At 42.7% G+C, this 22,865-nt stretch carries 24 protein-coding genes and 1 pseudogene; 16 read left to right on the forward strand and 9 right to left on the reverse strand.

Translation table 11 applies throughout. From position 1 onward, the window contains the following. Positions 1-211: 211 nt before the first annotated feature. The 6 genes from VM802_RS20420 to VM802_RS20445 all read right to left on the reverse strand — a co-directional run bounded on the left by VM802_RS20420 (position 212) and on the right by VM802_RS20445 (position 5,617). Entirely contained in the window at positions 212-679 is a 468-nt protein-coding gene (locus VM802_RS20420) for a hypothetical protein (protein WP_325533990.1), read from the reverse strand. Positions 680-689: 10 nt separating this feature from the next. Then, a complete protein-coding gene (locus VM802_RS20425; RefSeq protein ID WP_325533992.1) occupies positions 690-1,733 on the reverse strand; it encodes a hypothetical protein in 1,044 nt (347 codons plus the stop codon). A gap of 171 nt (positions 1,734-1,904) precedes the next feature. Further along, positions 1,905-2,243, reverse strand: a complete 339-nt coding sequence (locus tag VM802_RS20430) for a hypothetical protein (RefSeq protein WP_325533994.1) — start codon at positions 2,241-2,243, stop codon at positions 1,905-1,907. A gap of 166 nt (positions 2,244-2,409) precedes the next feature. Then, positions 2,410-3,129 carry a LytR/AlgR family response regulator transcription factor gene (locus VM802_RS20435; RefSeq protein WP_325533995.1) on the reverse strand — a complete coding sequence of 240 codons (720 nt, stop codon included), beginning with the start codon at positions 3,127-3,129 and terminating at the stop codon, positions 2,410-2,412. Between the two features lie 3 nt (positions 3,130-3,132). Next, on the reverse strand, positions 3,133-4,158 hold the full coding sequence (locus VM802_RS20440; RefSeq protein WP_325533997.1) for a sensor histidine kinase: 1,026 nt from the start codon (positions 4,156-4,158) through the stop codon (positions 3,133-3,135). 19 nt (positions 4,159-4,177) lie between these two features. Further along, complete coding sequence (locus VM802_RS20445) at positions 4,178-5,617, reverse strand: S41 family peptidase (RefSeq protein WP_325533999.1); 1,440 nt, start codon at positions 5,615-5,617, stop codon at positions 4,178-4,180. 682 nt (positions 5,618-6,299) lie between these two features. Here VM802_RS20445 and VM802_RS32400 point away from each other — a divergent pair. From VM802_RS32400 to VM802_RS20465, 8 genes and pseudogenes are all read left to right on the forward strand, one after another. After that, a pseudogene (locus VM802_RS32400) lies at positions 6,300-6,467 on the forward strand (class I lanthipeptide); the annotation flags it as partial. A gap of 83 nt (positions 6,468-6,550) precedes the next feature. Then, positions 6,551-6,742 carry a class I lanthipeptide gene (locus tag VM802_RS20450; RefSeq protein WP_325534000.1) on the forward strand — a complete coding sequence of 64 codons (192 nt, stop codon included), beginning with the start codon at positions 6,551-6,553 and terminating at the stop codon, positions 6,740-6,742. A gap of 23 nt (positions 6,743-6,765) precedes the next feature. Further along, positions 6,766-6,966, forward strand: a complete 201-nt coding sequence (locus VM802_RS32405; RefSeq protein ID WP_414647110.1) for a class I lanthipeptide — start codon at positions 6,766-6,768, stop codon at positions 6,964-6,966. Between the two features lie 425 nt (positions 6,967-7,391). Then, positions 7,392-7,574, forward strand: a complete 183-nt coding sequence (locus VM802_RS20455; RefSeq protein WP_325534002.1) for a class I lanthipeptide — start codon at positions 7,392-7,394, stop codon at positions 7,572-7,574. Between the two features lie 97 nt (positions 7,575-7,671). Continuing rightward, the gene (locus tag VM802_RS32410) at positions 7,672-7,878 is read left to right on the forward strand and encodes a class I lanthipeptide (protein ID WP_414647111.1); all 207 of its coding nucleotides are present in this window, start codon (positions 7,672-7,674) and stop codon (positions 7,876-7,878) included. Positions 7,879-7,896: 18 nt separating this feature from the next. Further along, positions 7,897-8,112 (forward strand): class I lanthipeptide, encoded by a 216-nt coding sequence (locus VM802_RS20460; protein WP_325534004.1) that lies wholly within the window; start codon positions 7,897-7,899, stop codon positions 8,110-8,112. A gap of 80 nt (positions 8,113-8,192) precedes the next feature. After that, the gene (locus VM802_RS32415; protein WP_414647112.1) at positions 8,193-8,504 is read left to right on the forward strand and encodes a class I lanthipeptide; all 312 of its coding nucleotides are present in this window, start codon (positions 8,193-8,195) and stop codon (positions 8,502-8,504) included. Between the two features lie 365 nt (positions 8,505-8,869). Continuing rightward, positions 8,870-9,850 (forward strand): helix-turn-helix transcriptional regulator, encoded by a 981-nt coding sequence (locus VM802_RS20465; protein WP_325534006.1) that lies wholly within the window; start codon positions 8,870-8,872, stop codon positions 9,848-9,850. Positions 9,851-10,068: 218 nt separating this feature from the next. On the opposite strand, the gene VM802_RS32420 is transcribed toward VM802_RS20465, so the two are convergent. After that, positions 10,069-10,383 (reverse strand): helix-turn-helix domain-containing protein, encoded by a 315-nt coding sequence (locus VM802_RS32420; protein WP_414647113.1) that lies wholly within the window; start codon positions 10,381-10,383, stop codon positions 10,069-10,071. A 142-nt stretch (positions 10,384-10,525) separates the two neighbouring features. Between VM802_RS32420 and VM802_RS20470 the strand changes: the two genes are divergently transcribed. The 3 genes from VM802_RS20470 to VM802_RS20480 all read left to right on the forward strand — a co-directional run bounded on the left by VM802_RS20470 (position 10,526) and on the right by VM802_RS20480 (position 12,735). After that, positions 10,526-11,077: a hypothetical protein gene (locus VM802_RS20470; RefSeq protein WP_325534008.1), complete on the forward strand. Its 552-nt coding sequence runs from the start codon at positions 10,526-10,528 to the stop codon at positions 11,075-11,077. Positions 11,078-11,279: 202 nt separating this feature from the next. Continuing rightward, positions 11,280-12,365: a Gfo/Idh/MocA family protein gene (locus tag VM802_RS20475; protein ID WP_325534010.1), complete on the forward strand. Its 1,086-nt coding sequence runs from the start codon at positions 11,280-11,282 to the stop codon at positions 12,363-12,365. Positions 12,366-12,534: 169 nt separating this feature from the next. Continuing rightward, the gene (locus tag VM802_RS20480; protein ID WP_325534012.1) at positions 12,535-12,735 is read left to right on the forward strand and encodes a class I lanthipeptide; all 201 of its coding nucleotides are present in this window, start codon (positions 12,535-12,537) and stop codon (positions 12,733-12,735) included. A 97-nt stretch (positions 12,736-12,832) separates the two neighbouring features. Here VM802_RS20480 and VM802_RS20485 read toward each other — a convergent pair whose 3' ends face one another. Then, entirely contained in the window at positions 12,833-13,012 is a 180-nt protein-coding gene (locus VM802_RS20485) for a class I lanthipeptide (RefSeq protein WP_325534013.1), read from the reverse strand. A gap of 267 nt (positions 13,013-13,279) precedes the next feature. On the opposite strand from VM802_RS20485, the gene VM802_RS20490 reads away from it, so the two are divergent. From VM802_RS20490 to VM802_RS20505, 4 genes are all read left to right on the forward strand, one after another. Next, positions 13,280-13,552, forward strand: coding sequence for a VOC family protein (locus VM802_RS20490; protein ID WP_325534015.1), 273 nt, complete (start codon positions 13,280-13,282; stop codon positions 13,550-13,552). Between the two features lie 180 nt (positions 13,553-13,732). Further along, positions 13,733-18,103, forward strand: a complete 4,371-nt coding sequence (locus VM802_RS20495; RefSeq protein ID WP_325534017.1) for a DUF6531 domain-containing protein — start codon at positions 13,733-13,735, stop codon at positions 18,101-18,103. 10 nt (positions 18,104-18,113) lie between these two features. Further along, the gene (locus VM802_RS20500; RefSeq protein ID WP_325534019.1) at positions 18,114-18,524 is read left to right on the forward strand and encodes a hypothetical protein; all 411 of its coding nucleotides are present in this window, start codon (positions 18,114-18,116) and stop codon (positions 18,522-18,524) included. A 658-nt stretch (positions 18,525-19,182) separates the two neighbouring features. After that, complete coding sequence (locus VM802_RS20505; protein ID WP_325534021.1) at positions 19,183-19,560, forward strand: DoxX family protein; 378 nt, start codon at positions 19,183-19,185, stop codon at positions 19,558-19,560. 66 nt (positions 19,561-19,626) lie between these two features. On the opposite strand, the gene VM802_RS20510 is transcribed toward VM802_RS20505, so the two are convergent. Next, positions 19,627-21,978, reverse strand: a complete 2,352-nt coding sequence (locus VM802_RS20510; RefSeq protein ID WP_325534023.1) for a terpene synthase family protein — start codon at positions 21,976-21,978, stop codon at positions 19,627-19,629. Positions 21,979-22,053: 75 nt separating this feature from the next. Between VM802_RS20510 and VM802_RS20515 the strand changes: the two genes are divergently transcribed. Beyond that, on the forward strand, positions 22,054-22,632 hold the full coding sequence (locus VM802_RS20515) for a Crp/Fnr family transcriptional regulator (protein ID WP_325534024.1): 579 nt from the start codon (positions 22,054-22,056) through the stop codon (positions 22,630-22,632). Positions 22,633-22,865 lie beyond the last annotated feature (233 nt).

Genomic DNA, 22,865 nt, shown 5'->3' on the forward strand with positions numbered 1-22,865 from the left:
AACAGGGAGTGTTAAGATAACTGTGTAAACTGTATTCTGTTCATAACTGTAAGTTGCATCGCTGTTGACCAAAAAGATTTATAAACTGTATTAACATAATGGACCATGCCTCAAAGAGACTGGCCCATTATGTTAATACAGTTTATAAATCTTTTTGGTCAACAGCGATGCAACTTACAGTTATGAACAGAATACAGTTTACACAGTTATCTTAACACTCCCTTTCAAACTGCTGTTTGTTGGATGCGATAAAGGTCCTGGGAGTATTTAATCCAACCCGCTCTGCTTCACTAAGTACTTTTAATTTATTTATGTTATTGGCTGAAACATTGCCAATGAAATTTTTCTGTTCCAAGAGACAAAATAAGTATTCCTTGAGTTGTTTCCACTCAGATTGAAGGGCCTCTAAAAATACCTTTGTTTCCTCTGAGGCTCCCTTTATGTGTGTTAGGTTATATTTTAGGTTCCCGCGTCTGTAAAAGTAGGATTTAACCGATCCAAAGTCAATTTTGATATTATTGAAAAGCAGTAATTCCACCTCTCCATTAAGATTATTGATACATACATCTCTAATATAGGTATTCTCATTAATCCTGACGCAGGATTTTTTATTGAGAATTAACCATTCAATGATCTGGTCCGTGGAGGTCTCAAAATGTTGAGAAACTATTAGTATCATTGTGAAGCTATTATCTGGTTTTCTGTTTCAGGTCTTTCCATTTTTCAGGATTGTTTATAAATATTCCTATTAACCCACCTATTTTACTGAGTAGAAATCTTTTATCCTTGGAAAAATATTTTACCTTCTTCTTGTAATCATTAAAGGACTCGAGGCCTAATTCGGCTCTTATTCTATTTATTCTGTTCTCTTCTGTGCTATCCGGAATTATAATTTCTTCGAAGAAGGCCGAATCAACCACTCTGCTGGGGAGTTCATCCAATTGCTTCTGATAGAGCGTGTTTGAACTATCAAAGACATACATTCTAATAGCGTTTACGCTATAATATAGTTCCATATTACTATTCATGTGTTCTATGAACCCGGTACCAATACGGGGGTCGAGGCTTCCTTTATACATTGCGTTCTTAATTTCGGGGGTGAAATCATATACCTGACCTACTCGACCCTTTTTAGCTTGGTGGATAAACAACACATCATAAGGCATTGATGGAATTGATTGTGGACTGATCCCTATCTTATATTCATTAGGAAATCCATAGATCTGAATTAGCCGCTTTAAGTAATGAACATTGGAAGTATCGATCTGTCTGATCGAGTCGATATAGAGTTGGTAGCCTTTGGGTCTTCTTCTATAGTATTGGTCTTGCTCGTTCAAAGAGTCGAGTACCTTTCGAAGATTTTTGTTATAGGTGTATTGTACATTATTATTTTCATGTCTTTTTCTAAGCATCTTCCAGTCCTGGCTATTTAAGAATGTCTGGAAAGCGATGTTGCTTTCTATCAGTTTATAATTAAGCCCAAGTTTCAATAAGTTATTTATATAACGAGCACAAAGCCGGTCGTCCCCAGTCAGAGAAGCGCACACCGCGGCGTTATATATATCTGTATCAAATGGCTTTTGATTAGTGGCAAAGGCTTTGACATAAAGGCTTAGCGCCTGAATATAGTTAGAATCAACTATTTTCATTTCTGCTTTATTTCTTAGCGTTAAGTACTTCTGGATCTGCGTGGTTATTTTACTTTTACTATCTTGTGGGATTCTGAATGTCATAGTAAGCGCTAGTAAGATGGGAATCAATGCCAGTCTCATATGGATGTTGTTGTTGAGTTTGTTAGTAAATGAAGAAGAAAGCTAACGAGGAGCAACATTAATATTTTACGAGCTCCTCATTAGCATTCGTATTACTTAAAAATATACATTAGCTATGACTTAATCAATGTATCAAACATCTCCGGTTGAAACATAGTTAAGGCCACCGTCATCCCTTACATAGTCGCTGCTATATGATTCGCATCCGGTAGAAGAAACTGACGTTTTAACTTCGATTGTTCCCGCGTCGGTTTCATGGCCTGCTACACCACCTCTTACGTTACATAGCTTTTCAGTATTGAGTCTGGATATATTCCATGACTCTACAGTTATTAAGTTTTTCTTTTTCATAAATGAATTACCACGGTTTTGATTTAAACGTGGCCAAAAATGAGATGAAGAATTAATACCTACTCTCTTCTCCGGGTTTTCGGTTTCCCCCGATATTTGGCCAAATAATGTTGAGCGCATTCTTTAGTTAATTTGATACCTTATCACAGTATTTTAAAGAAACAGCAAAAATTTATATCCTTTTTCTAGTAAGGATAAGACAATGAGACTTCATCTTCATCCGAAAGGGGGCAGATGATAGTGACCGGTATAATAACTTATCTAAAATGTTGATCGGTTTATTTAATTATAAAAGTCTCCCTCTTATAGCATCGTAAAACCCTACCTTATATGAATCACCAAATGGGATCTCAACTGTGGTGTTTTTTAGCATCAAGTGAGCTCCTTCAACGGATTTAATTCTCTCGACCGGTACAATAAAGGATTTATGAACCCTTATGAAACGATTTTTAGGTAGGATTTCTTCGAGCTCTTTCATCGTTATAAGAACGAGTATTTTTTCCCTCCCACGGTGAATTGCGACGTAATTCTTAACGGCCTCTATATAATCAATGTCTGGATAATCAATCTTTATAAGCTTCCCTTTAAGCTGGGTTTTAACAAAGATATGGTCATCGTTTACAGAACTGTATTTGCGTTTGGTGCCTTCCATAGTAAGAAGGGATTGCGCTTTTTGAACCGCTTTGGCAAAACGAGCTAATGAGAAAGGCTTTAACAGATAATCAACTACTCCATAATCATAGCCATCCAAAGCGTATTCGATATGAGCGGTGGTTAATATTACCTTGCAGGTGTCAGGAATTAATTTGATAAAATCAATTCCGGTCATATCCGGCATACGCACGTCGAGGAAAACCAGATTGACGTCATTCTCGTTGAGAATTTTTAATCCATCCATCGCGTTTGTAGCGCCGCCAATACAATTCAAAAGAGGTGTTTTTGTGATGTAATTTTTCAGTATTTCAATAGCAGCTTTCTCATCGTCAATCAACAAACAATTGATCATTTTCTATACATTAATTAGAAGGTCAACACTAAATTTGCTTTCATCTTCGTCAATTGATAAATTGTACCTGTTCGTGTAAACCAGATCCAATCTTTTTTTTAGATTAGCGAGTCCTGTACCCAATGAGTAATTACTTCTGTCTTTTCCTTTTTTATTGCAAACAAATATTCTAAGCTGTTTAGAGTTTTTTGCATAGTCAATTATAATGCTTATTGGTGCCTGGTTACTCAGAATGTCTCCATGCTTAAAAGCATTTTCTACCAGGGTTATTAAGATAAAAGGGATGACTCTCACATCTTTGTGCTCATTTTTTGTTACGAAGTCAATCTTTAGTTCATTGTCAAACCGCAACTGATTAATGCTGATTACATTCTTCACCTGCTCTATTTCCTTGGATAAGGGTATTCTACCAAATTCATCTTCGTCATTACTTACCACAAAACGCATAATTTCAGCAAGGCTTAAGATACCATTAGCGACGTCTTCGGAGATATCGAGGGTTTTAGAATAAAAGAAATTCAAAGCGTTGTACAAAAAATGAGGATTTATCTGGGCTTTCAGATATCCATACTCCGCTTTTATTTTTTCATTTTCCAGTTGTGCCTTTTCTTTGGTACTTTCGATAAGTTCTATGGCAAACCAGTAACCGAATCCCAATATTGTATACTGAAACCACCACCAGATGTTCATGATGTAGCTGTCAAGTAGCGTGTACACCACGACCTTCGGATACCCGAAATATATAAATACCTTATGATATAATACAGACTTTAAAAACCAGCTAACTATTGAAAGAGTAACTAAAGAAATCGCAAGCAAGAAATAACGCTTCTTTGCGAAAAACGATGGAAATATAAATAATACGTTTGAATAGAATATGAAAGCAGCTATCGAATATTTCCCGATTGTATCTGTGATGTACACGTTCGGAGTGCCGGCCTGAACACAGTTTATCAGATGGTTGAATGTAGCGTATAGAAACCACGCTATAATGTGCCATAGTATAACCCTTTGTTTCTTTGCTTTCATGGAATAAGTAATAGAGGGATTACTTTTTTTCTGTTTCCAAGTATTTCTTTACATAACCAATCCAATCTTCAACACCTTTGTTGATGGGGACGTCTGGCGCAATTCCAATATTATCTATGTAGGGAGTGACGAGATGGTCAGGCATTCCCATGGGGCAAGTATATGCCAGGTACGTACATGGAAGAATTCGGATATGACCTATTTCTGTATAATCCAGCGCACCTCTTGAATTGCTTCCGAAGATAGTTACCTTAGAGCTTTGTTTTGCTTGTAATAGAAATAATTCTGCTGCACTTACTGTCTGTCGATTTATTATTATGCCTATTCGCTTTGGATAGGCTTTTACTTCTGGAAATGTATCAGAACCTCCTTTAGTTACTTGTATGACCTTGCCGATATTTTTCTCCATTTTGTCAATTATTTTCTGAAAAACTATTTTGTCGTCACTGGAGAAATCATCATTGCTTAAGGTCTCTTTGTATAAATCTATATTATCTTTGGACGCTTTTACTTTCAGCCCATCTTTTCGGATTGGGTTTGTATAGATTAACGGGATGATCTCCGAAAACGACATTGCATGACCTCCGCCATTATTTCTTAAGTCAATAATTAGGTATTTAGAAGATTCGATTTCGTTAATATTGTATTTGATTACACTATCAATTGTCTTTTTAAGTGAAATGAGAAAGGTAGGAATTGTTAATAAAGAGCAACTATCTGATAGCTTTTTATAACTAATCTGAGCCAGGCTTTCCGTAGCGTGAAAACTACTATTTGCCGGAAAAACTTTACTGAATATACCAATTTTTTCAAGTACTAGTTTGTTTTTGGAGATTTCTACTACAGTATATTCAGGATAATGATCCCGTTTATAGAACTTAGAGGTATATTCTTTTCCATGAACTTTTATTTCTAGTTTCACTTGCCCGGGGGTCCAGAAGATATCGTCAGCTTTTAATGTAATGCCAACGTAGTCTCTATTGTCAGATTTGTTTTTGAAAATAGCAAGTTCAATATTTCCTCCATCCTGTCTCCAAATGCCCTCAATTTCGTCTATTTGGTGGCTGGAAAGATATTTCCTTAAACTGTCTTCATTAAAGGATATTTTTTCAAACGTCTGGAATATTGATTTTAAATGATTCCTTAAGACAGTGTCCTTCGGAGGCATGATTCCAATAATCAAATGTGGGTCATTAAAGAAGGCAACATACTTTTTCAAGGCCAGATAACAGTCATAATCCCGGTTTGACCTGACAGCCACAGCTATACTATCTTTAATATGTTGGTAGCTTTTACGGTTTAATGCAGTTACTTTTTCGTTGAAACCAACATAGTTTTCTTCAATACTCTTGTAAAGAGCCTCGAAATTATCTGAGCAATTACATTTTGGATTTTGTTGAGCAAAGCAGGGTAGTATTGAGAGATTGACTACAATAAGTAAATAGATTCCTTTTATCATAACCATTTTTAATTCCGGAAGATACAATCTAATTCAATCATATGAACAATATTCACTTTTATGCTAATTGCACCCCAGGGTGCCGCAAGACAGTTGATCTCCGGAGTTGCAGGAATAGCATGATCCTGATACGCCCTCTGTTTTACAGGGAGTCCCCGAAGCCTGACCAATAATATTCTTCATTCCGGTCTTGGAAAGATTAGAAACTTTGAGGACGTTTAATTGGAATTTTCTTCCAGTATTTTTTTTCTTCATGGGATGGAGTTTTAAGGATGAATCTTAATGGTTCTAAAGCAGATTATCTTTTAGAATGACCTCGGGGCGAATATAAAGTAATGTTGCTGCCAAAAGAAAAATATTCAACATAACTAGTGATTCTAAGTATAAAAAGGCATATTGTAAGGATTCTTCCTTTATGAGTAGTTTTCAGTATTCTCAGAACCCATCCCCCCATTTACAGGGGGGGGGAAATCCCCATTTTCCAAGCATTACTCCACATATGCTATTCCTCTACCTTTATCATGGAGCATTAGATGCTGTCTTTCATAGTGCAGCCACATGTTACAATAGGAAATCCGAAAGATACATGGAACCCAAGGGAACAATTTCCCGGAATAATAACACCCGATTAGTATAATCCTCATTTCATCACCCTGAATCCATTTTATGAAAAAAAAAGAAATTATCATTGAGCAAAAAACTACAACTTAACAAGCACATGATTGCTAACCTTAGCAAGGATCTGCAGAACCAGGTCAACGGCGGGCTTGCAACACAAACCAGATGCACCAGCGATGGCAGTCTTACACTTTGCCCTACTGATTGCTTTGTATCCAGAAGACCTTGTTAATACTTTGTACTATTAAGTGGCGGAATATCTCTGTACCCAAGACAACAGCTTAGATTCATTTTTTACATAAATCAATAACAGTTATGAAAAGGAAAATTTCCCTCAGCAAAAAACTTTCTATTAAAAGAACAGTACTCGCTACGTTAAGTATGGACCAGCGGTTGCTGGCAGCCGGCGGAGCAGTGGGCAGGCGGTCTGTAAATGTTCCATGCGCTACTTATGACCCTAGCCCCAACTGTGCCACACATCCTTTACCAGGGCATATTTGCGTCTGATAACTCCAAAGAAAAATTCGATTATGAAAAGAAAAGCATCCTTACAGAAAAAATTATCCCTGGAAAAGGGAGTTGTCGCATCTCTGAGTGCGGGGCAGCAACATTCGCTGCAAGGTGGCCGGGTAGCCACCAGAGTCATTTGTAATAGTTTCAGGCCTTGCTCAACCTGGGTAGACGGAACAATATGTATATCATTTCCGACGCCTACTATCGTCTGTCTTTAACCTGGAAGCTGTACTACTGGTGATTGTGCTGATTTTTTGCAGAAGGCAATCCCTGAATTAGCTACCGAACTTGCCGCTCTTAGGGGCGGCTTTTTTTGTATGGCGATTGCCAGGTAGTTCGTGCTGTCATTATAGTGGTTCTAAGTATAAATGGGCATATTGTAATGATTCTTCTTTTATGAGCAGTCGTCGGTATCCTCAAACCCATCCCCCCGTTTACAGGGGGAAAAAATCCCCTCTTTTCAGTCATTACTCCACATATGCTATTTCTCTACCTTTATTGTGAATCATTAGACGCTGTCATCCGCAGTGTAGCCACACGTTATAACAAGAAATCCGAAAGATACATGGAACCCAAGAGAACAATTCCCTGAATAATAGTACCCGATTAATATAACCCTTATTTCTCACCCTAAATCCAGTTTATGAAAAGGAAGAAATTATCACTGAGCAAAAAACTACAGCTCAACAAGAACATGATTGCCAGTCTTACCGAAGACCTGCAAAGCAGGGTTAATGGCGGACTTGCAACACAAACCAGGTGCACTACTGACGGACGGCTTACGCTTTGCCCTACTGACTGTTTTATTAACACAAGGCGTTGTTAATATTTGATCCTATCAGGTGACGGCATATCTCATTAACAGTTCACACAATAGATAACTGGCGCCTATCAATGAGCAAAATCAACTTAAATCTGTTATTATGAAGAAGAAATTAATTTCCACAAAGAAATTGGCTCTTAGCAAACTGACCATTTCTAATTTGAGTGCTAATCAAGTTACCGGCGGTGGCTGGACGGATGCTTCCTTATGCTATTCCTGTATGTCTCAATGCCTATGTGACCCGCCACCTCCGGGACCTACGGGTGTAACAGGCCCTTGCTGTCCTATTCCTCAAACAGTAATTTAAAACCTTAAATCTGTGATTATGAAAAAGAAAAATTTAAGTTCAAAACTGAGTCTTGATAAAAAGATCATTACATCCTTGAGTACTTCCTTAGAAAAAATCAGGGGAGGTGCTGCTACCATCGGGTCTGCATGTAATCCTAGTGGTATGACATGTGGGCAATCTGCTTGTGGTGGATGTACGGGCGGTGATGATACTATTAAAGTGACGTGCCATGTCACGATAATCTCTAATTGAGATTGGTACTGATTGACATACAGTCTCTATGTAATAACTTACTTTTAGAGAACTCTTTCTTCATCCAGCTACCCACATTTATGAAAAAGAAAAATCTGAGTTTAAAATTAAGTCTTGATAAAAAGACCATCGCATCTTTGAATACTTCATTAAGAGAAATCAAAGGAGGAAATAATTCGGTTGGCGCAACATATTGTCATCAGTCCTGTGAGACATGTGAAGTCTCTATTTGCCCGGATCATTGCCGTCCATTGGAAACAAGAATAACATGTGTCAGTCAGTGTAATGGCCCCTGCGGTGGGGGAGATACAGGGGGGACTGGCGGTACAGGTGGTCCTGCCCCAACCGACACTTTTAAGCTGGGCTGTCATTTAACAAGAACGAATCCCTGAATAGTTGCACGACACGTGACCGCCTTACGCTTTACCCCACCGACTGTTTTATAAAAAGCAGACGTCGCTAATATTTTATACGATTAAGTGGCGGCGTATCTCATAATGGTTCACATGGGAGACAACAGGAACAATCGGGCCTTGTTGCCCTATGCTCCAAAAAACAGCTTTAATAGCTTTTTAGCAAGCGACGGTATATATGGTTTCTGTAGTCTACCGGTTGGATATGTCTGACCGGTAGCTTCTTTTTTTTATTCCTGGTTGTCAAATTGATCCAACCCTTATCTTTGCAGTGGATTCTACTCATTAGCCCAAACCGTTGTTCCGCTATTATTATCCTTATCTACCTACTTAACTGTGTTGTCATGAAGTTTGTGCTACCTCGTTTGCTGCAAAAGGAGCTTACCTCCGCCATATTACACCCGCCTCATAAATCGGACAGTCTGTTGCCATATCTGTCTGTTGCCTGTATGGATGGACCTTTCGGAGATATGCGTTTTCAACAGTTCAGCAATAGTGAGCTGGGCATTTATAATTATTCCTTCTGTCTGAAGGAAGATATACCCGTACTGGTGGATCTTGAACAGCCGATGATTACCCTGAGCTATGCACTGAGTGGCAATGTACCTTTCTTGTTAAATGGCTTCGGGGAAACAGGGCTTACAGAAGGCTGGTACCACCTGTATTATGTGCCCGCAGGCAGGTATAAGGCAACGCTGCCGGAAGGGGATACAACCGCCTTCCAGGTAAACCTTTACCCGGAGCATATTAAAGGGTTGGGGGATAAGTATGCCCCGATACGGGAAGTATGGGAGCAGACGATCAGCAAAAGCAGGCGGGGGCTTCAGCAAGAAGCCGCTAAGATCACGCCGAGGGTCAGTGAAATTCTGAAAGGGATCTATCAATGCCGGCTGGAAGATGCAGAGTGGGAGATATTCCTCCTGGCACGGGTATACGATCTCCTACTACTGTATGTGGAAGAGCTGAATGGGCTGGATAAAGATTTCTGTTCACAATATCATTTCACGGAGGGAGACCTGCGTGCGTTACGTGAAGCCAGCGCCATACTGGCCGGGAAGCTGCATCAGCCGGTGTCGCAGCGTATGCTGGCAAGGCTCGTACATCTGCATCCCAAGAAACTCACAGCCGGATTTCGTTTACTCTATGGCGTTGGCGTACAGGAATGGTTGCAGCGGGTACGTATGGAAAAGGCGAGGCTGTTGCTGGCGCAGGGAAATACCAAAGTGAGTGATATCGCCTATGAGGTGGGCTACGATACTGTTTCGGGATTTATCCGGGCATTTAAGGGCGTTGCAGGATGCACGCCGGCAGAATACCGCAAATAAAAATCCGGGAGAGCCAGTCCAGGCTATATGCCTTCGGGTAATATTGTATCAGATTTGCGGGGTGTTATAGGGGCCTAAGCCTGAAATATTCGAACGAATACCGAACGATCATCGAAGGTCAAACGAAGGAGAAGCCTGCAACAGATGGAGAATCATTGAGTTGTATGAATGTGGATATTTTTAATGTATGAAATACTGATAGTATTCTCACACTTATGCTACCTGGAAAGATCCTCTACTCTTTTGAAAAAGGTTGAAAGTTTGATACCATAATACTTGCAGAGCATTTCCAGCGTGCTTATGGATACATTGGCACTCGCAGTTTCAACCCGGCCAATGTGAATTTTGGTCTCGTTATATACATCTATCTGGGTTACGTTTTTTTCAATACGTAGGTCTTTTAGAACAGCAGCAATGTGTTCCAACAATTTTTCATTTTTTATCTGTAGCGTCATATTGGTTTTAACAATGACAAAGAAAATTACATTCTGAATAATTTTATGCAGAATGTATAAAAATATGCAAATTGACATAAAAATATGCAAAATGAATAAAGTGTATGAGTGAGGGAAAATATATTTCTTATTAATGACAAGTTTGTCATTAATTAATTATATTCGTATTCTAGTTTTGATACCGCTAATAAATCAAATTTTCTCACCTAAATATCCAGTTATGAGTAACCAAACCATTGTGTTAAATAACCCGAAAAGTCAGGTGGTTCCTATGTTTAAGAAAGCCACTAAACACAGGCAGTCCAACCTGCTGAACACATTGAATGGCATTACACCCTATGGAACTGCAGAAGGTTTCAGGGAGTTATGCTGGCAACAGTTAAGTAATATCATTTCCAGCAGCGCAGCCGATAAATGGAGTGCGGACAAACGAAATCAGTTCTTCCTTTTCTCGCGTTTCTTTATTGATAATGCTACGGCAGTTTTTGCTATCAGGGATGCGATGACCAGAGACCGCGTGAAAGATCTTACACCCACGCTGGTGAAAGAGCTCGACGAACCATTAAGAAGATTGATGGAGTTCAGATCTGTTATTGACGTCCAGGAAGCAGAAGAGGTCATCAATGAGTATGCGGAAATCCTCATGAATGATGGCGAAAGTGTGTTGGAGCTGAGCCAGATTGAATTCGGTGCAAGCTATTTTAAAATCTTCTTTATGACTTTGTTGTCGCTGGATATAGAGAAATGTATCAGACATGCACGCAGCAATTGACTATCTCCTTCTTCATATACCTGCATTTGTAAAAATTGTCCCGGTCATACAGTATCAATGTGTTCTGTTTGCGTAGTGTGTTTGTGCTCTTTCTAAAGAGAGCATTCAAATCATTTGAAGAATTGTATTATCTTTTTGATTCCAAATACTCTTTTAACGGGATTGGGTGTTGGTGTAACTCTTATTATTACTGTGAATGCTTATGAAACATTTGTCTTATCCATTAGTGACGTTATTTGTCTTCCTGTTTTGTATACATCAGGCAGTGGCGCAGCCATTGCTGCGGGTAGGAGTGGCGGGTCTTTCGCATGACCATGTACACAATGTTATGCATCAGTATAAAAACGGACAGGTAATGATTGTTGGCATCGCAGAGGCAGATACAAAACTGGTGCAAAGGTATAAGCGGTCCTACCAGCTGCCTGATTCTCTTTTCTATCCCAGTCTTACAGCGTTGTTGCGTCATGTGCATCCTGACGCCGTGCTCGCCTATAATGCGATTAATGAACATTTGTCTGTCGTGGAAGCTTGTGCTCCTGAAGGAATCGCGGTAATGGTGGAGAAACCCTTGGCTACAACGGTTAAAGACGCAGACCGGATAGCCGCTTTAGCGGACCGTTATCACATACCGGTACTGACCAATTACGAAACCACGTGGTACGATACCAATCAACAGCTGTTTGACATGGTGAGTAATCAGCATACCATCGGCGAAGTACGTAAGATGGTGGTGCATGATGGTCATCAGGGACCCAAAGAAATAGGATGCAGCGCGGACTTTCTGAACTGGTTAACAGACCCTGTAAGGAACGGTGGCGGCGCCCTGCGTGATTTCGGTTGCTACGGCGCCAATTTAATGACATGGCTGATGCAGGGTAAAGCTCCCATAGCTGTTACTGCCGTTACGCGCCAGTTGAAGCCAGCCGTATATCCAAAGGTAGATGATGATGCAGTGATACTGTTGGAATATCCCGGCGCCACCGGTGTTATAGAGGCTTCCTGGAACTGGCCTTTCAGCATTAAAGACTGGGAGGTGTACGGCACTGGCGGAGAACTGCATGCGCTGAATCCCAAAGATCTGCGGCTACGTGTGAAAGATAAAAGTGAAGAAGTACCTGTAAGAGCAGCTGTTTACCGGGATAACATTACATATCTGGCGGATGTATTAAACGGAAAGATTGACGCGGCTGGTAAAGATCTCTCCTCATTGTCAAATAACCTGATTGTAGTAAAGATACTGGAAGCAGCCTCCCGTTCTGCCCGCGAAGGGAAACGGATTGTGTTGTGAGCTGTATCTCCATAGGAGTATAAGGATGCTGTATTTTAGCAGGCCGGATAACTACTTTGCACCTTTAGAGAAATATTGCAGACAGGCAATTTTCACGTAAATGCTGATCCACGGATATGTATTTATAGCCCTTACCGCGCCTCATTTTTTCCTTAAATCCATAATTGTTATGAAAAGAAAAACGTCACTACAGAAAAAATTATCCCTTCAAAAAGTAGCTGTAGCAAACCTGAAAACTGAAGAACAACGTTCATTAAATGGTGGCAGGATAACTGCCGCAGGGCAATGTGATACCATCAGGTTCTGTATGACCTGGGAACTCGCAACCATATGCATATCAGATCCTGCAGGTACTACTGTCTGCGCATAAGGATGTTACACGCTCAAAGAAAAAACTATTCAGAACCCTCCGCCTGTTGCGGAGGGTTCTTTTTTTGATTAAAACAATTTTTACAGCTGATAATTGCTTAGCAGCACATTTGTCCGGGCCTGGGTGAAGTATCACAGGCTGTTGTGCAATTAGTGATACAGATGGAAAAGTTGGAAGCGCCGCCTAACAGACTGTATTGCTGGCTGGTCTGAAGTTCAGCAACGGGGGCTTTGTCGAGATAGAGCTTCTTGCTCAGGGCTACTTTTTTCTTTTTCATAGCTTTTGGATTTTACAGGTTAAGAAAACATGACTCGGGTTGAATGAATAGAATGACAGCTACAATACTGTAAAGGTTAATAACGGGTTATGATGGCTGATGCTATGTCTTTAAGTAAGAATGCCTGTTGAAAATGATATAATTCCCTGCAATAATATTGTAAGTATATTGACAATTCAGGAATGAATGTTTAATTTAACATACTTGATAAGGATAGTGTAAATAAGAGAATACTGCGGATTATCTGATGTATCTAAATCCAGTATAATGACAAACAATAAAGACAGTATTTCCACTGCTATTACGCCCTTTCTGACAGTGAGTAATGCAGAGAAGGCCATTGCGTTTTACATAAAGGGGCTGGGCGCTACGGAGGTCTCGAGGTACCAGGGTACGGAGGGTAAAGTAACAGCGAAGCTCTCTATTGAGGGTGCGGAGATTTGGGTGGGTGATGAAGAAAAAGAGTATTGGAGAATAGGAAAGCTGGCGGACCCTTACGGATATATATGGGAAACAGGACGTCCATTAAACGGCGGTTGACTGCACGGATACTGCATGTATCAATACTTTTCGTGATCACTTTATTTTTAATAGTTGCTGGTAAATCCATATCTTTAATGACATTTTTTTAGCGTCAGTTTGTTAATGAGCCTGACCTTTTCCATGCGTATTTTTTAACCATTCTGTTTTCCCATAAGGAAACCATCATCTGATCCCCCAATGGCAACTGAGAATAAAGGTTTCGGTGCATTGTTTGCAGAAAAGAAAAACCAGCTGGATCATATCCAGAAAAGCATGGCAAGTGTATTGCCATCCTTCCCCGGCATGCCTGCCGCTAAATATTTCGATTTAGGTATCGGTATTGATTTTCATGACACTGTTTTCCCACCGGCGCCACTGCTGCCAGTACCGCATATCGGGATGATATTCGATATTATCGGGGCCATCATGGGCGCTATTGCGAGCGTGGTACCTCCACCTCCGCCGCCGCCTGAAGTTCCAGAGGGTGAAGAGCCGCCGCCACAACCTTTTTCATTGGCCAACACGGCCAAGATGCTGGTACATATGCTGAGCCCTTCTGTGAAAGCACATGGACAGTGGATTGCAAATGCAGGTACCTCTATTCAGCATCTGCCTGCAATCATTACACATTTGCCCTTCCCTATTGTGAAGCCGATGGCTTCCTCAGAAATGTGGATGGGCAGTTCTACCGTGCTGGCTGATGGCGGGCCATTCTCTACACAGTTCCATCCGGCATTGTCGTGTAACCTGGTAGGGATACCGGCGCCTTTCCGCCTTAGCAAGCCCAAAACCAAGATGGCGTTGATGGCGCCTACTTCTGTGCTGCTGGTAATGACTTCAGCCGGAAAGCCGGTATTAGTGGGAGGTCCGCCAACCATAGACCTGTTTCAACTGATGTTTAAGCTTGGATTGAAGGGTGTGACCAAGCTGGCAGGGAAGGTCATGAAGAAACTCATTAATAAGATAAAGAGCCGCTTTCCCAGGTTGGCCAATATTTTACAGGCGGTCAAGTGTTTTATATTCGGAGACCCCGTAGACGCTGCTACCGGCAGGGTAGCCGCTCATTATACCGATTTTGAACTACCCGGACCAATCCCTTTTGTATGGGAGCGGTACTATTACAGTGACGCAGAAGTACCCGGTCCATTGGGCTACAACTGGCATCACAGTTACAACATGAGCGTGTATGATCTGGGCAATGGGTTCTTCAGTATCCGCCTGCGGGATGGCCGGGAAACCGTAATGCCGGCACTGGCTCCGGGCGAGCGTTACTTTAACAGGATAGAGCAGTTGTGGTGGCATAATGATGGTAAAGAGTATTACCTCGAAGAAGTTACCGGCACTGAATACCGTTTCTGTGGTAAACGAGCGCCCGACGGCAGTCATATGCTGGCAGAGATCCGCAATAAATCCGGCTTCCGGATCACCTTTAAATATAACGGTAGCGGCTATCCCGAAGAGATCATCGACAGTGGCAACAGAAGATTGCAGGTAGATACCGACAGAAACGGAAGGATTACGTGTATTCATACCCGCAATGGCGTTGAGGTAATCAAACTGGTACAGTATGCCTATGATGCTGACGGCAACATGATCAGCACTACCAACGCATTAGAAGTAAGCAAGTATTTCCATTATAAGGGGCATCTGCTGGTGAAGCTCACTAACCAGAATGGTATGAGCTTCTACTGGGAGTATGAAGGCACGGGTGATAATGCCCGCTGCGTGCGCACCTGGGGCGATGGGGGTGTGCTGGCCTATCATGCCCGCTACGAAGAGGGCAGGACCATTACGACTAACAGCCTGGGACATACCACAGAATATTATTACGACGATGCCAGGCTGATATATAAAATTATAGATGGTAATGGCGGCGTAACACTGCAGACCTACAATGAACACCAGGAACTGGAAGTAAAGGTAGATCCTGTAGGTAATACCATTAAAAGCTTATATAACGAACGGGGGCAGCTTACCAGGCACGTTAATGAAAATGGTGAGGCTACGCAGTACTTTTATGATAAAGATAACAGGCAGATAAGCGTGTTAAGTCCGGGAGGCATACAACTGGGCTGGTCTTATAATGATGACGGCCTGTTGGAAAGCAGGACACTGGCCAACGGTAACGTACTGCACTATGAATATGAAGGAACGCATCTGCATCGCATTATTCACAGCAGCAGCCGCGCTTTCACATTGCAGTATGATGAACAATATAATCTCTCAGGGCTTATTATGCCTGAAGGTGGCCAGTACTCCTGGGTGTACGATGACCTGGGCCACCTCATAAAAGAAACAACCGATGGCGGCTACTGGTATGAATATGCCTACGATGCCGCCGGTAACATGATCCGGCTGGAAGAGGCGGATGGCAGCGTGCATGCCTTTAAGTACGATGCCTCCGACAATATGATCAAAGCCGGAGATGGCCGCCGGGAGGTCTCTTTTACCTACGGACCACTGGGTATACTCACTGGCCGCAGCCAAAACGGCATCCATGTGAGATTCAACTATGATGCCGAATTACAGTTGCGCAGCATCGCCAATGAAGGCGGAGAGCTGTATCGCTTTGAACCGGATGCAACCGGAAACGTCATTCATGAATGGGGTTTCGATGGCCTGCACCGCGAATATCAGCGTGATGGCTCCGGCCGGGTGCGCAAGGTGCTCCGTCCGAATGATCAATGGACTGCTTATGATTATGATGGCATGGGCCGCATTGTTAGGGAAGAACACAATGATGGCAGCATAACCGCTTATGGTTATAATAAAGACGGATTACTCACCGGCGCCTTTAATGAAGATGGCGCCATCACTATAGAGCGGGATTTCTGTGGCCGTGTGGTGAAGGAAGTACAAGGCGCCTATGAGGTAACCCGCCAATACAATGAGCAGGGGGATGTTGCCTTCATTGGCAGCAGCCTGGGAGCGGCTATCACGCTGGAACACAACGGGTCCGGCTTCCTGGAGAGAATACAGGCAACACAGGGCGAAGCAGCTCCCTGGCAGGCACAGTGGCAGCGCAACATCAATGGATGGGAACTGCAACGTGAGTTAAGTGGTGGCATCACCGTTCAAACACAGCGTGATAAGCTCGGCCGGATACAACGCCAGACTATTGGCGTGCATAATGTGGAGCAAAGCCGTATCCGCTATGAATGGGGCCGGGGTTCACAGTTGCGCCGCATCATGAATGAGATCAGCGGCACCCAGGCGCAGTTCTCCTATGATGAATTTGACAACCTGGTGAGCGCCACCTATTCCAGGCAGGACGGCGGCGCTGCAGAAACCATCTATCGTGCACCGGATAAGCTGGGAAATCTCTTCAATACGCCTAATCGTACCGACCGCAAATATGGTAAGGGTGGGCGTTTACTGGAATGTCCTGCCTATGCGTATCATTATGATGGTGAAGGCAATCTCATCTTCAAGGAATTCAAACATAACAGCAATTCTTCTGCTGTTGACAGGCGCGTATATCTTAAAACGAGAAAGATAGAGTCAAAGGGAAGCCGTACCGGATGGATATACGAATGGAAAGCAAATGGTCTGTTGCACAGCGTGCTCACGCCTACCAATACAGAGATCGTTTTCAGCTACGATCCGCTGGGCCGTCGCATTGCAAAGGTAAATAAGCGTCAGCAGCAGGTAACCCGCTGGCTGTGGGACGGCCATGTGCCATTACATGAGTGGCGCTACACAGGCAACTTTCCCCCACATATACAATCCACAGAAGATGGTGATCTCCAGCAACAGGAAGAACCAATTGACAACCCAATCACCTGGGTATTTGAAGAAGGTAGCTTTATTCCCTGCGCCAAGCTTCAGGGAAACGAGCAATACAGTATAATCGCCGATCATCTCGGTACACCTACCCATGCTTTTGATGCATCAGGTAACAAAGTATGGCAGCGGGAGCTGGACTGTTATGGGAAAATACATAAGCTGCATGGGGATAAAGCATTTTGTAGTTATCTTTATCAGGGCCAGTATGAAGATGTTGAAACAGGATTAGCGTATAATCGCTTCCGTTATTATTCGGTAGAGGAAGGGTTGTACCTAAGTAAAGACCCCATTGGATTAAATGGAGGCATGGCGTTGTATGGATATGTACATGATACTAATGCCTGGATAGATCCGTTGGGGCTAAGCTGTAAAGAGGCGAGGCAGGCAAAAAAAGAAATCCAGCGGTTAGAATCGCAGTATGGTGCTTCTAATGTACATAGTTTAGACAGGCATGGGGCTCAAACCACCCTGGGGCAACAATTTAACAGAGCCAATCATGGTATCTTACCCAATGGAGCACAATCATACAAAACAGATGCCGCCCGGTTCTTATCTCATAAAGACCATGCTGAGGCGATGAATAAGGCTATCGATAATATGATTTTAGGGCATGGGGTGACACCAACGCCACAAGGAGGATTTAAAGTTGAATTTGATATGGGCAGAAACGTTGCAGAAGGGTATCTTAAAGATGGAGCTACCAGAATGACAACTTCAAAAGTTGTAGCAACTTTTAATAGCAATAAACAATTAGTGTCCCTGTATGGGAAATTAAGACCGTAAAAAAGATACAATGAAAATAAAAGTTAATAAATACTGGGTTGTCAATTTATGGGAGGCTATTGATGGAGAAACTGTAGAGATCAATTTCGACGTATCAAAATATATCGGCCTTGATATATCAAATGATGAGGATAGAGACATCATAATTCGTGAATTATTGCTTCCGACCGTAAACTACTTTAGCATAGAGAGTAGAGAAAAGATAAAATACAGCTTATTTTATGATAGTAAATATTTGTCAGAAGAGGAGCTGTTGGAGTTGTTGAATTTTTTTGGTGGTACAGTTTTTAATACACCGCTTCCATCAATGACATGCAGGGGTGTATATATAAAAATCGGCGAAAAGCTATTTGACAATTTTTCTTTTGATGAATTGGAATTTGAAGAGGAAAGTGACAGAAATAATTACCGATTGATGTAGCCGGTCAGGTTGCCGGGTCTCCGCCGCAATGGTTCACAATAACAGCCTTATCCGTCATATTAAAAAGAACAAAGCAGGCTGTTGTCTTGCTTTGTTCTTTTTGTGTACATAGGTAATTTAACAGACGGATTCGTATTGCTCAGACACAGGACCCATTTCCACAAAATCCATCCTGGGATAAATACTCTATAGGTCTCCACTTTGGATTAACGGGACCATTGTAAAAGCAATCACCGTCGCCGGTGCAAGGGCAGCCGCTTGGCTGTTTACTGTCGGGAGGGCACTGGGCACCTGGTGCGTCTCTAAAATAGAACAGGGCGCCTTTTACCTTTCTTTGCTGCTCCCGTGTTAACATGGTAGCTTCCCCGAAGCTGGCTGAAAATTGCTGGTACTTTCTCATGATATAGGTTTGAGGGTGATTAATTGGGTTTTATTGAAAATAAGGAAAAATATCATGATTTCTCTCGCCTATTCCAGAAACAATAGTATCCTGTACTACTAACGGGGTAGTATGAACGCAGCACTTCGAAATAACATCGTCACAAGTTGTAAATGAGGAGAGGTATCATGATGGGATGCCGGAAGTTTTCAACGGTCAGCCATATATTTTATATAATAAATAAAAATGAAATGTATATTTGTTGCAAAACTCACAAAAATGAAAGCCAAAATCTTATTTGTATTAAGCCTACTTTTTGGCCTGATGTTCATCAATGCAGGTCTGAACAAATTTCTGAATTACATGCCGGTGCCCAAAGACATGCCAGCAGAGGCAATGAAACAAATGGGGGCAATTATGCAGATCGGCTGGTTAATACCACTGGTAGGTATCATTGAAATCATTGGCGGTGTACTGTTCATTACCAAAAAGTACAGAGCGCTTGGTGCTATCATCATTCTCCCCGTGATGGTTGGCGTTATACTGTGCAACATCACCAGTATGCCGGGAGGGTTGGTTATGGCCGGACCGCTGCTGTTAATCAATCTTTGGGTGATCTATGAGAACCGGGAGAAATACCTGCCAATGGTAAGGTAGTAGCCTTCTATGACTGTTAACGTAATTTCAGGGCCCCCTGCGTCAAAAGCGTAGGGGGCTTTTGTTTCATATATGCTCCTTGAAATCTGAAGTACTGTAAAAGGTTTGTACCGTATAGCAGTCGGTTATCAGTAGCTGGCATATTTCTTTCATAGCAGGAGCTTCAATGGTAGCGGCCTTTGTTTCCAGTTCGATGAAGAGCTGCGCAACTATATGGTCCACTTCCCTGGCCGCTTCGCTATAATGGCGTTCGTAGCCAGTAGTATTCATCAGTATGATCAGGCTGTTGATCTTATTCTCAGCCAGCTCCTTTTGGAAGCTGCGTTTATCGTTCAGTAGCCGGATTATTTTCCCCCCAGTCGAAATAATAGCATCTATATCGTTGATGTGATCGCGGTTGTTAAAGTATTTTGGTTGTAGTACCCGTATCATGAATGACACGGTAATATAAACGCCGATGGAGAGTTTCCCGTTTTCAATATAGTCATCAAGGGTGACGGGCAGATGGGTGTATTTGTTGCGGGCTTCTTCGAGCATACTCTCTGTTGTTACCTGTATGCACTCCCTGAAATACTGAAAGACAAGGGGATATTGATCTGGCTGATCAAACCATTTACCGGTCACTTCCTGGTACATATCTGCAAGATCATTCACCAGTGCAGTATGCTGGTCTGAGTACATCTGGATATGTGATTGCTGTCCCAGCAGATAAGGGCATATCTGCTCCAGTTCAGCCGGGGTAAAGTGAGGTGAGTCGTAGATATCATCTATTGCGAAGATGAAAAGATTGATCCTGATGTATGCCTCAATAATGGAAATGTCTTTTCCCTGTAGGGAGGAGATGGCAAATGTTATCATAGCTGCAATACGCTCCGTATCTACGGCAATATGCAATTGGGCCCAGTAGATTACCTGGTGCTCAAGTGTGAGGCCGATATCTGTCTGATATTTCAGGAGCAGGGCGTTGATCAGCAGATCCGCTACATCGGGAAGGGCATACAGGCTTTTATCGATCCATAAGGGCTGGTATTGTACTTTATCCGGAGTGGGTAGTTTTAGCAAATAGCCGATACCGTTATATAGCATGTCTGTTACTGCCGGTTGGCGCCGGCCGGAATAGAGGTAGAGTGCAAGGCAGGCCCATCCTGTTTCTTCCGGATTGGAAATACTGATACCCCAACCACCGTCCGGATACTGTGTGCGTTGCAGGTATTGTAGGCAATACTGAATTTTATCTTCGGGAAGGAGGTGCTGTACCTTCATCAGGATAGCAATCAGGTAACAGGGAGAGAGATGCCATTTGTCCATCAGCTGATCGGAAAGGCATCCTTCAAGCTGGCGGAGAATATCCTGCCGCCATTCCGGGTTGGTCACGACCCGCAGCAGATGCAACAAATGAGAAGGCGAGGGTGTGAGCTCTCCAGTGAAACACTGGAAAATATTGTTCGTCCGGAAATGAAGGAACACAGCTTCAGCTACCTCTTTTCCCTGTTGTTGTAATAAATGACAGGTGACGGCGGTGGTGTCCAGGTCTGGCAGGGAGAAGGTACTGCTCCAGGTGATGCCGCAGTTTGCATCCCAATACTCATAGAGGTTGCTGAGAATGAGGGAGAATGTATCGCTGAATATATCCTTCAATTCCAACGATAGCAAAATATCCAGCATCCACGCAGTAGCGAAGTTGTCCACCGGATATATGGCAGGGATGTAGCCCATATCGTTGATCAGCTGATCTATATAGTGCAGGCAGCGCGTATTCCCGGTTTTCAGATAAGCAAAAGCTGTGGCTGATGGAGAGGAAAGAATTCCGCCATTACTGTCCTGTATTGCCTGTATATGTTCCCATTGTATAAGCCGGGATGGTAAGCCTTCCAGTGAATGGAATGCGGGATGTGGCCGGCAGAAGAAAGCTACCTGTTCTATCTTCCGGAGTTTTTGTGTCATCCCGGCTTTCAGCCTGTCCAATGTAGTATCATCGGCAAGGACAATGCCCAGGGCATCAGCCTTTTCCAGTAATGCGGGTAAAAGCAGTTCAAAACTTACCAGTTGCTGAATGGACGTTTCTACTGTCTGCAATGCTGAAGAAAGATAAGTAATGGCATTGCTGATGGTATCAGCCGGTGTGAGTCCCTGGGCATGCCAGGTTTTGCAGGCTATCAAGGCTGCGAGGGTACAGATAATACGGTCATGATTGAAGTGAATACCGGTGTTGTTACTCCAGCTGCCATCTGGTTGCTGCTGTGCGATCAGCCATTGCAGGCAGTGGAGATAGCGTGGTTGGCAGGTATTAGCAGCTGGTATCATGGCCACCCATGCCGTGTCGTACACAGAGGGTGATACACGGTTTTGCCGGTACTGTGACAGCAGGTTGCTGATATGTGACTGCAACTGTTCCGCGTTGTTGGGAGGGAATGGCATAAGAGTATGTTTGAGGGAACCAGTTCATTTATACGATAACAATACATATCCTTGTATTGTTTACATTTGTATACCATGCAACCCATCATCGCACATCTGAAACGTTACATCCCTCTTTCAGGAGAAGAAGAAGCCATCTTTCTTGGTGCAGTCAGAACGAGGCGTATCCGTAAAAAGCAACTACTGCTGCCGGAGGGTGATGTATGCCGCCAGCAATGGTATGTGCAGAGTGGTTGTCTGTACGGCTATGACCTCAATGAAAAAGGAGGAATGCATATCATCAAGTTTGCGGTGGAAGATCAGTGGATCGGTGATATGCACAGTTTCCTGTGTGAGACCCCCTCGCTGATGAATATTGAAGCTGCGGAAGCCAGCGTGGTGATAGAGATCAGCAAGCCATCGCTGGACGAATTGTATACTAAGATCCCGCAGCTGGAACGTTTTGGCCGCCTCAATATGGAAAGCGCTTTTATCGCCATGCAGAACCGTATGCTGGCAGCTATCAGCCAAACGGCAGAAGAGCGTTACGCTGCTTTTGCGCAGCAGTTCCCGGAGCTGGACCAGCGCCTGCCACAATACATGATCGCCTCTTACCTGGGCATCACTGCAGAATTCCTCAGTAAAATCAGGAAGAAACTATCTTCTATTTCCTGAAACCATTCCATCTCTGATTGATCGCTACGCTGGTTCGTATTATCATGGCCCCGCATGGTATAACACCAGATTCTCAGGCAACAAATGTGCTGACCATATAGCCTTAGGAAATATTGCATCAATGATCATCAATATAGTAGTATTTATTAATGCATCGTTCACTTAATTTCGTGCCGATCATTTCATTGCCACCATTGCATGGCGCAGCTAGTAACATTATGATATGAACAGAC

Source organism: Chitinophaga sp. (assembly GCF_035538455.1).
In the GTDB taxonomy this organism is placed as follows: Bacteria; Bacteroidota; Bacteroidia; order Chitinophagales; family Chitinophagaceae; genus Chitinophaga.

Excerpts from the sequence above, each read along its gene's own strand:
- VM802_RS20420 (WP_325533990.1), bottom strand. The coding sequence starts at position 679 with ATGATACTAATAGTTTCTCAACATTTTGAGACCTCCACGGACCAGATC.
- VM802_RS20425 (WP_325533992.1), bottom strand. The coding sequence starts at position 1,733 with ATGACATTCAGAATCCCACAAGATAGTAAAAGTAAAATAACCACGCAG.
- VM802_RS20430 (WP_325533994.1), bottom strand. The coding sequence starts at position 2,243 with ATGCGCTCAACATTATTTGGCCAAATATCGGGGGAAACCGAAAACCCG.
- VM802_RS20435 (WP_325533995.1), bottom strand. The coding sequence starts at position 3,129 with ATGATCAATTGTTTGTTGATTGACGATGAGAAAGCTGCTATTGAAATA.
- VM802_RS20440 (WP_325533997.1), bottom strand. The coding sequence starts at position 4,158 with ATGAAAGCAAAGAAACAAAGGGTTATACTATGGCACATTATAGCGTGG.
- VM802_RS20445 (WP_325533999.1), bottom strand. The coding sequence starts at position 5,617 with ATGATAAAAGGAATCTATTTACTTATTGTAGTCAATCTCTCAATACTA.
- VM802_RS20450 (WP_325534000.1), top strand. The coding sequence starts at position 6,551 with ATGAAAAGGAAAATTTCCCTCAGCAAAAAACTTTCTATTAAAAGAACA.
- VM802_RS32405 (WP_414647110.1), top strand. The coding sequence starts at position 6,766 with ATGAAAAGAAAAGCATCCTTACAGAAAAAATTATCCCTGGAAAAGGGA.
- VM802_RS20455 (WP_325534002.1), top strand. The coding sequence starts at position 7,392 with ATGAAAAGGAAGAAATTATCACTGAGCAAAAAACTACAGCTCAACAAG.
- VM802_RS32410 (WP_414647111.1), top strand. The coding sequence starts at position 7,672 with ATGAAGAAGAAATTAATTTCCACAAAGAAATTGGCTCTTAGCAAACTG.
- VM802_RS20460 (WP_325534004.1), top strand. The coding sequence starts at position 7,897 with ATGAAAAAGAAAAATTTAAGTTCAAAACTGAGTCTTGATAAAAAGATC.
- VM802_RS32415 (WP_414647112.1), top strand. The coding sequence starts at position 8,193 with ATGAAAAAGAAAAATCTGAGTTTAAAATTAAGTCTTGATAAAAAGACC.
- VM802_RS20465 (WP_325534006.1), top strand. The coding sequence starts at position 8,870 with ATGAAGTTTGTGCTACCTCGTTTGCTGCAAAAGGAGCTTACCTCCGCC.
- VM802_RS32420 (WP_414647113.1), bottom strand. The coding sequence starts at position 10,383 with ATGTCAATTTGCATATTTTTATACATTCTGCATAAAATTATTCAGAAT.
- VM802_RS20470 (WP_325534008.1), top strand. The coding sequence starts at position 10,526 with ATGAGTAACCAAACCATTGTGTTAAATAACCCGAAAAGTCAGGTGGTT.
- VM802_RS20475 (WP_325534010.1), top strand. The coding sequence starts at position 11,280 with ATGAAACATTTGTCTTATCCATTAGTGACGTTATTTGTCTTCCTGTTT.
- VM802_RS20480 (WP_325534012.1), top strand. The coding sequence starts at position 12,535 with ATGAAAAGAAAAACGTCACTACAGAAAAAATTATCCCTTCAAAAAGTA.
- VM802_RS20485 (WP_325534013.1), bottom strand. The coding sequence starts at position 13,012 with ATGAAAAAGAAAAAAGTAGCCCTGAGCAAGAAGCTCTATCTCGACAAA.
- VM802_RS20490 (WP_325534015.1), top strand. The coding sequence starts at position 13,280 with ATGACAAACAATAAAGACAGTATTTCCACTGCTATTACGCCCTTTCTG.
- VM802_RS20495 (WP_325534017.1), top strand. The coding sequence starts at position 13,733 with ATGGCAACTGAGAATAAAGGTTTCGGTGCATTGTTTGCAGAAAAGAAA.
- VM802_RS20500 (WP_325534019.1), top strand. The coding sequence starts at position 18,114 with ATGAAAATAAAAGTTAATAAATACTGGGTTGTCAATTTATGGGAGGCT.
- VM802_RS20505 (WP_325534021.1), top strand. The coding sequence starts at position 19,183 with ATGAAAGCCAAAATCTTATTTGTATTAAGCCTACTTTTTGGCCTGATG.
- VM802_RS20510 (WP_325534023.1), bottom strand. The coding sequence starts at position 21,978 with ATGCCATTCCCTCCCAACAACGCGGAACAGTTGCAGTCACATATCAGC.
- VM802_RS20515 (WP_325534024.1), top strand. The coding sequence starts at position 22,054 with ATGCAACCCATCATCGCACATCTGAAACGTTACATCCCTCTTTCAGGA.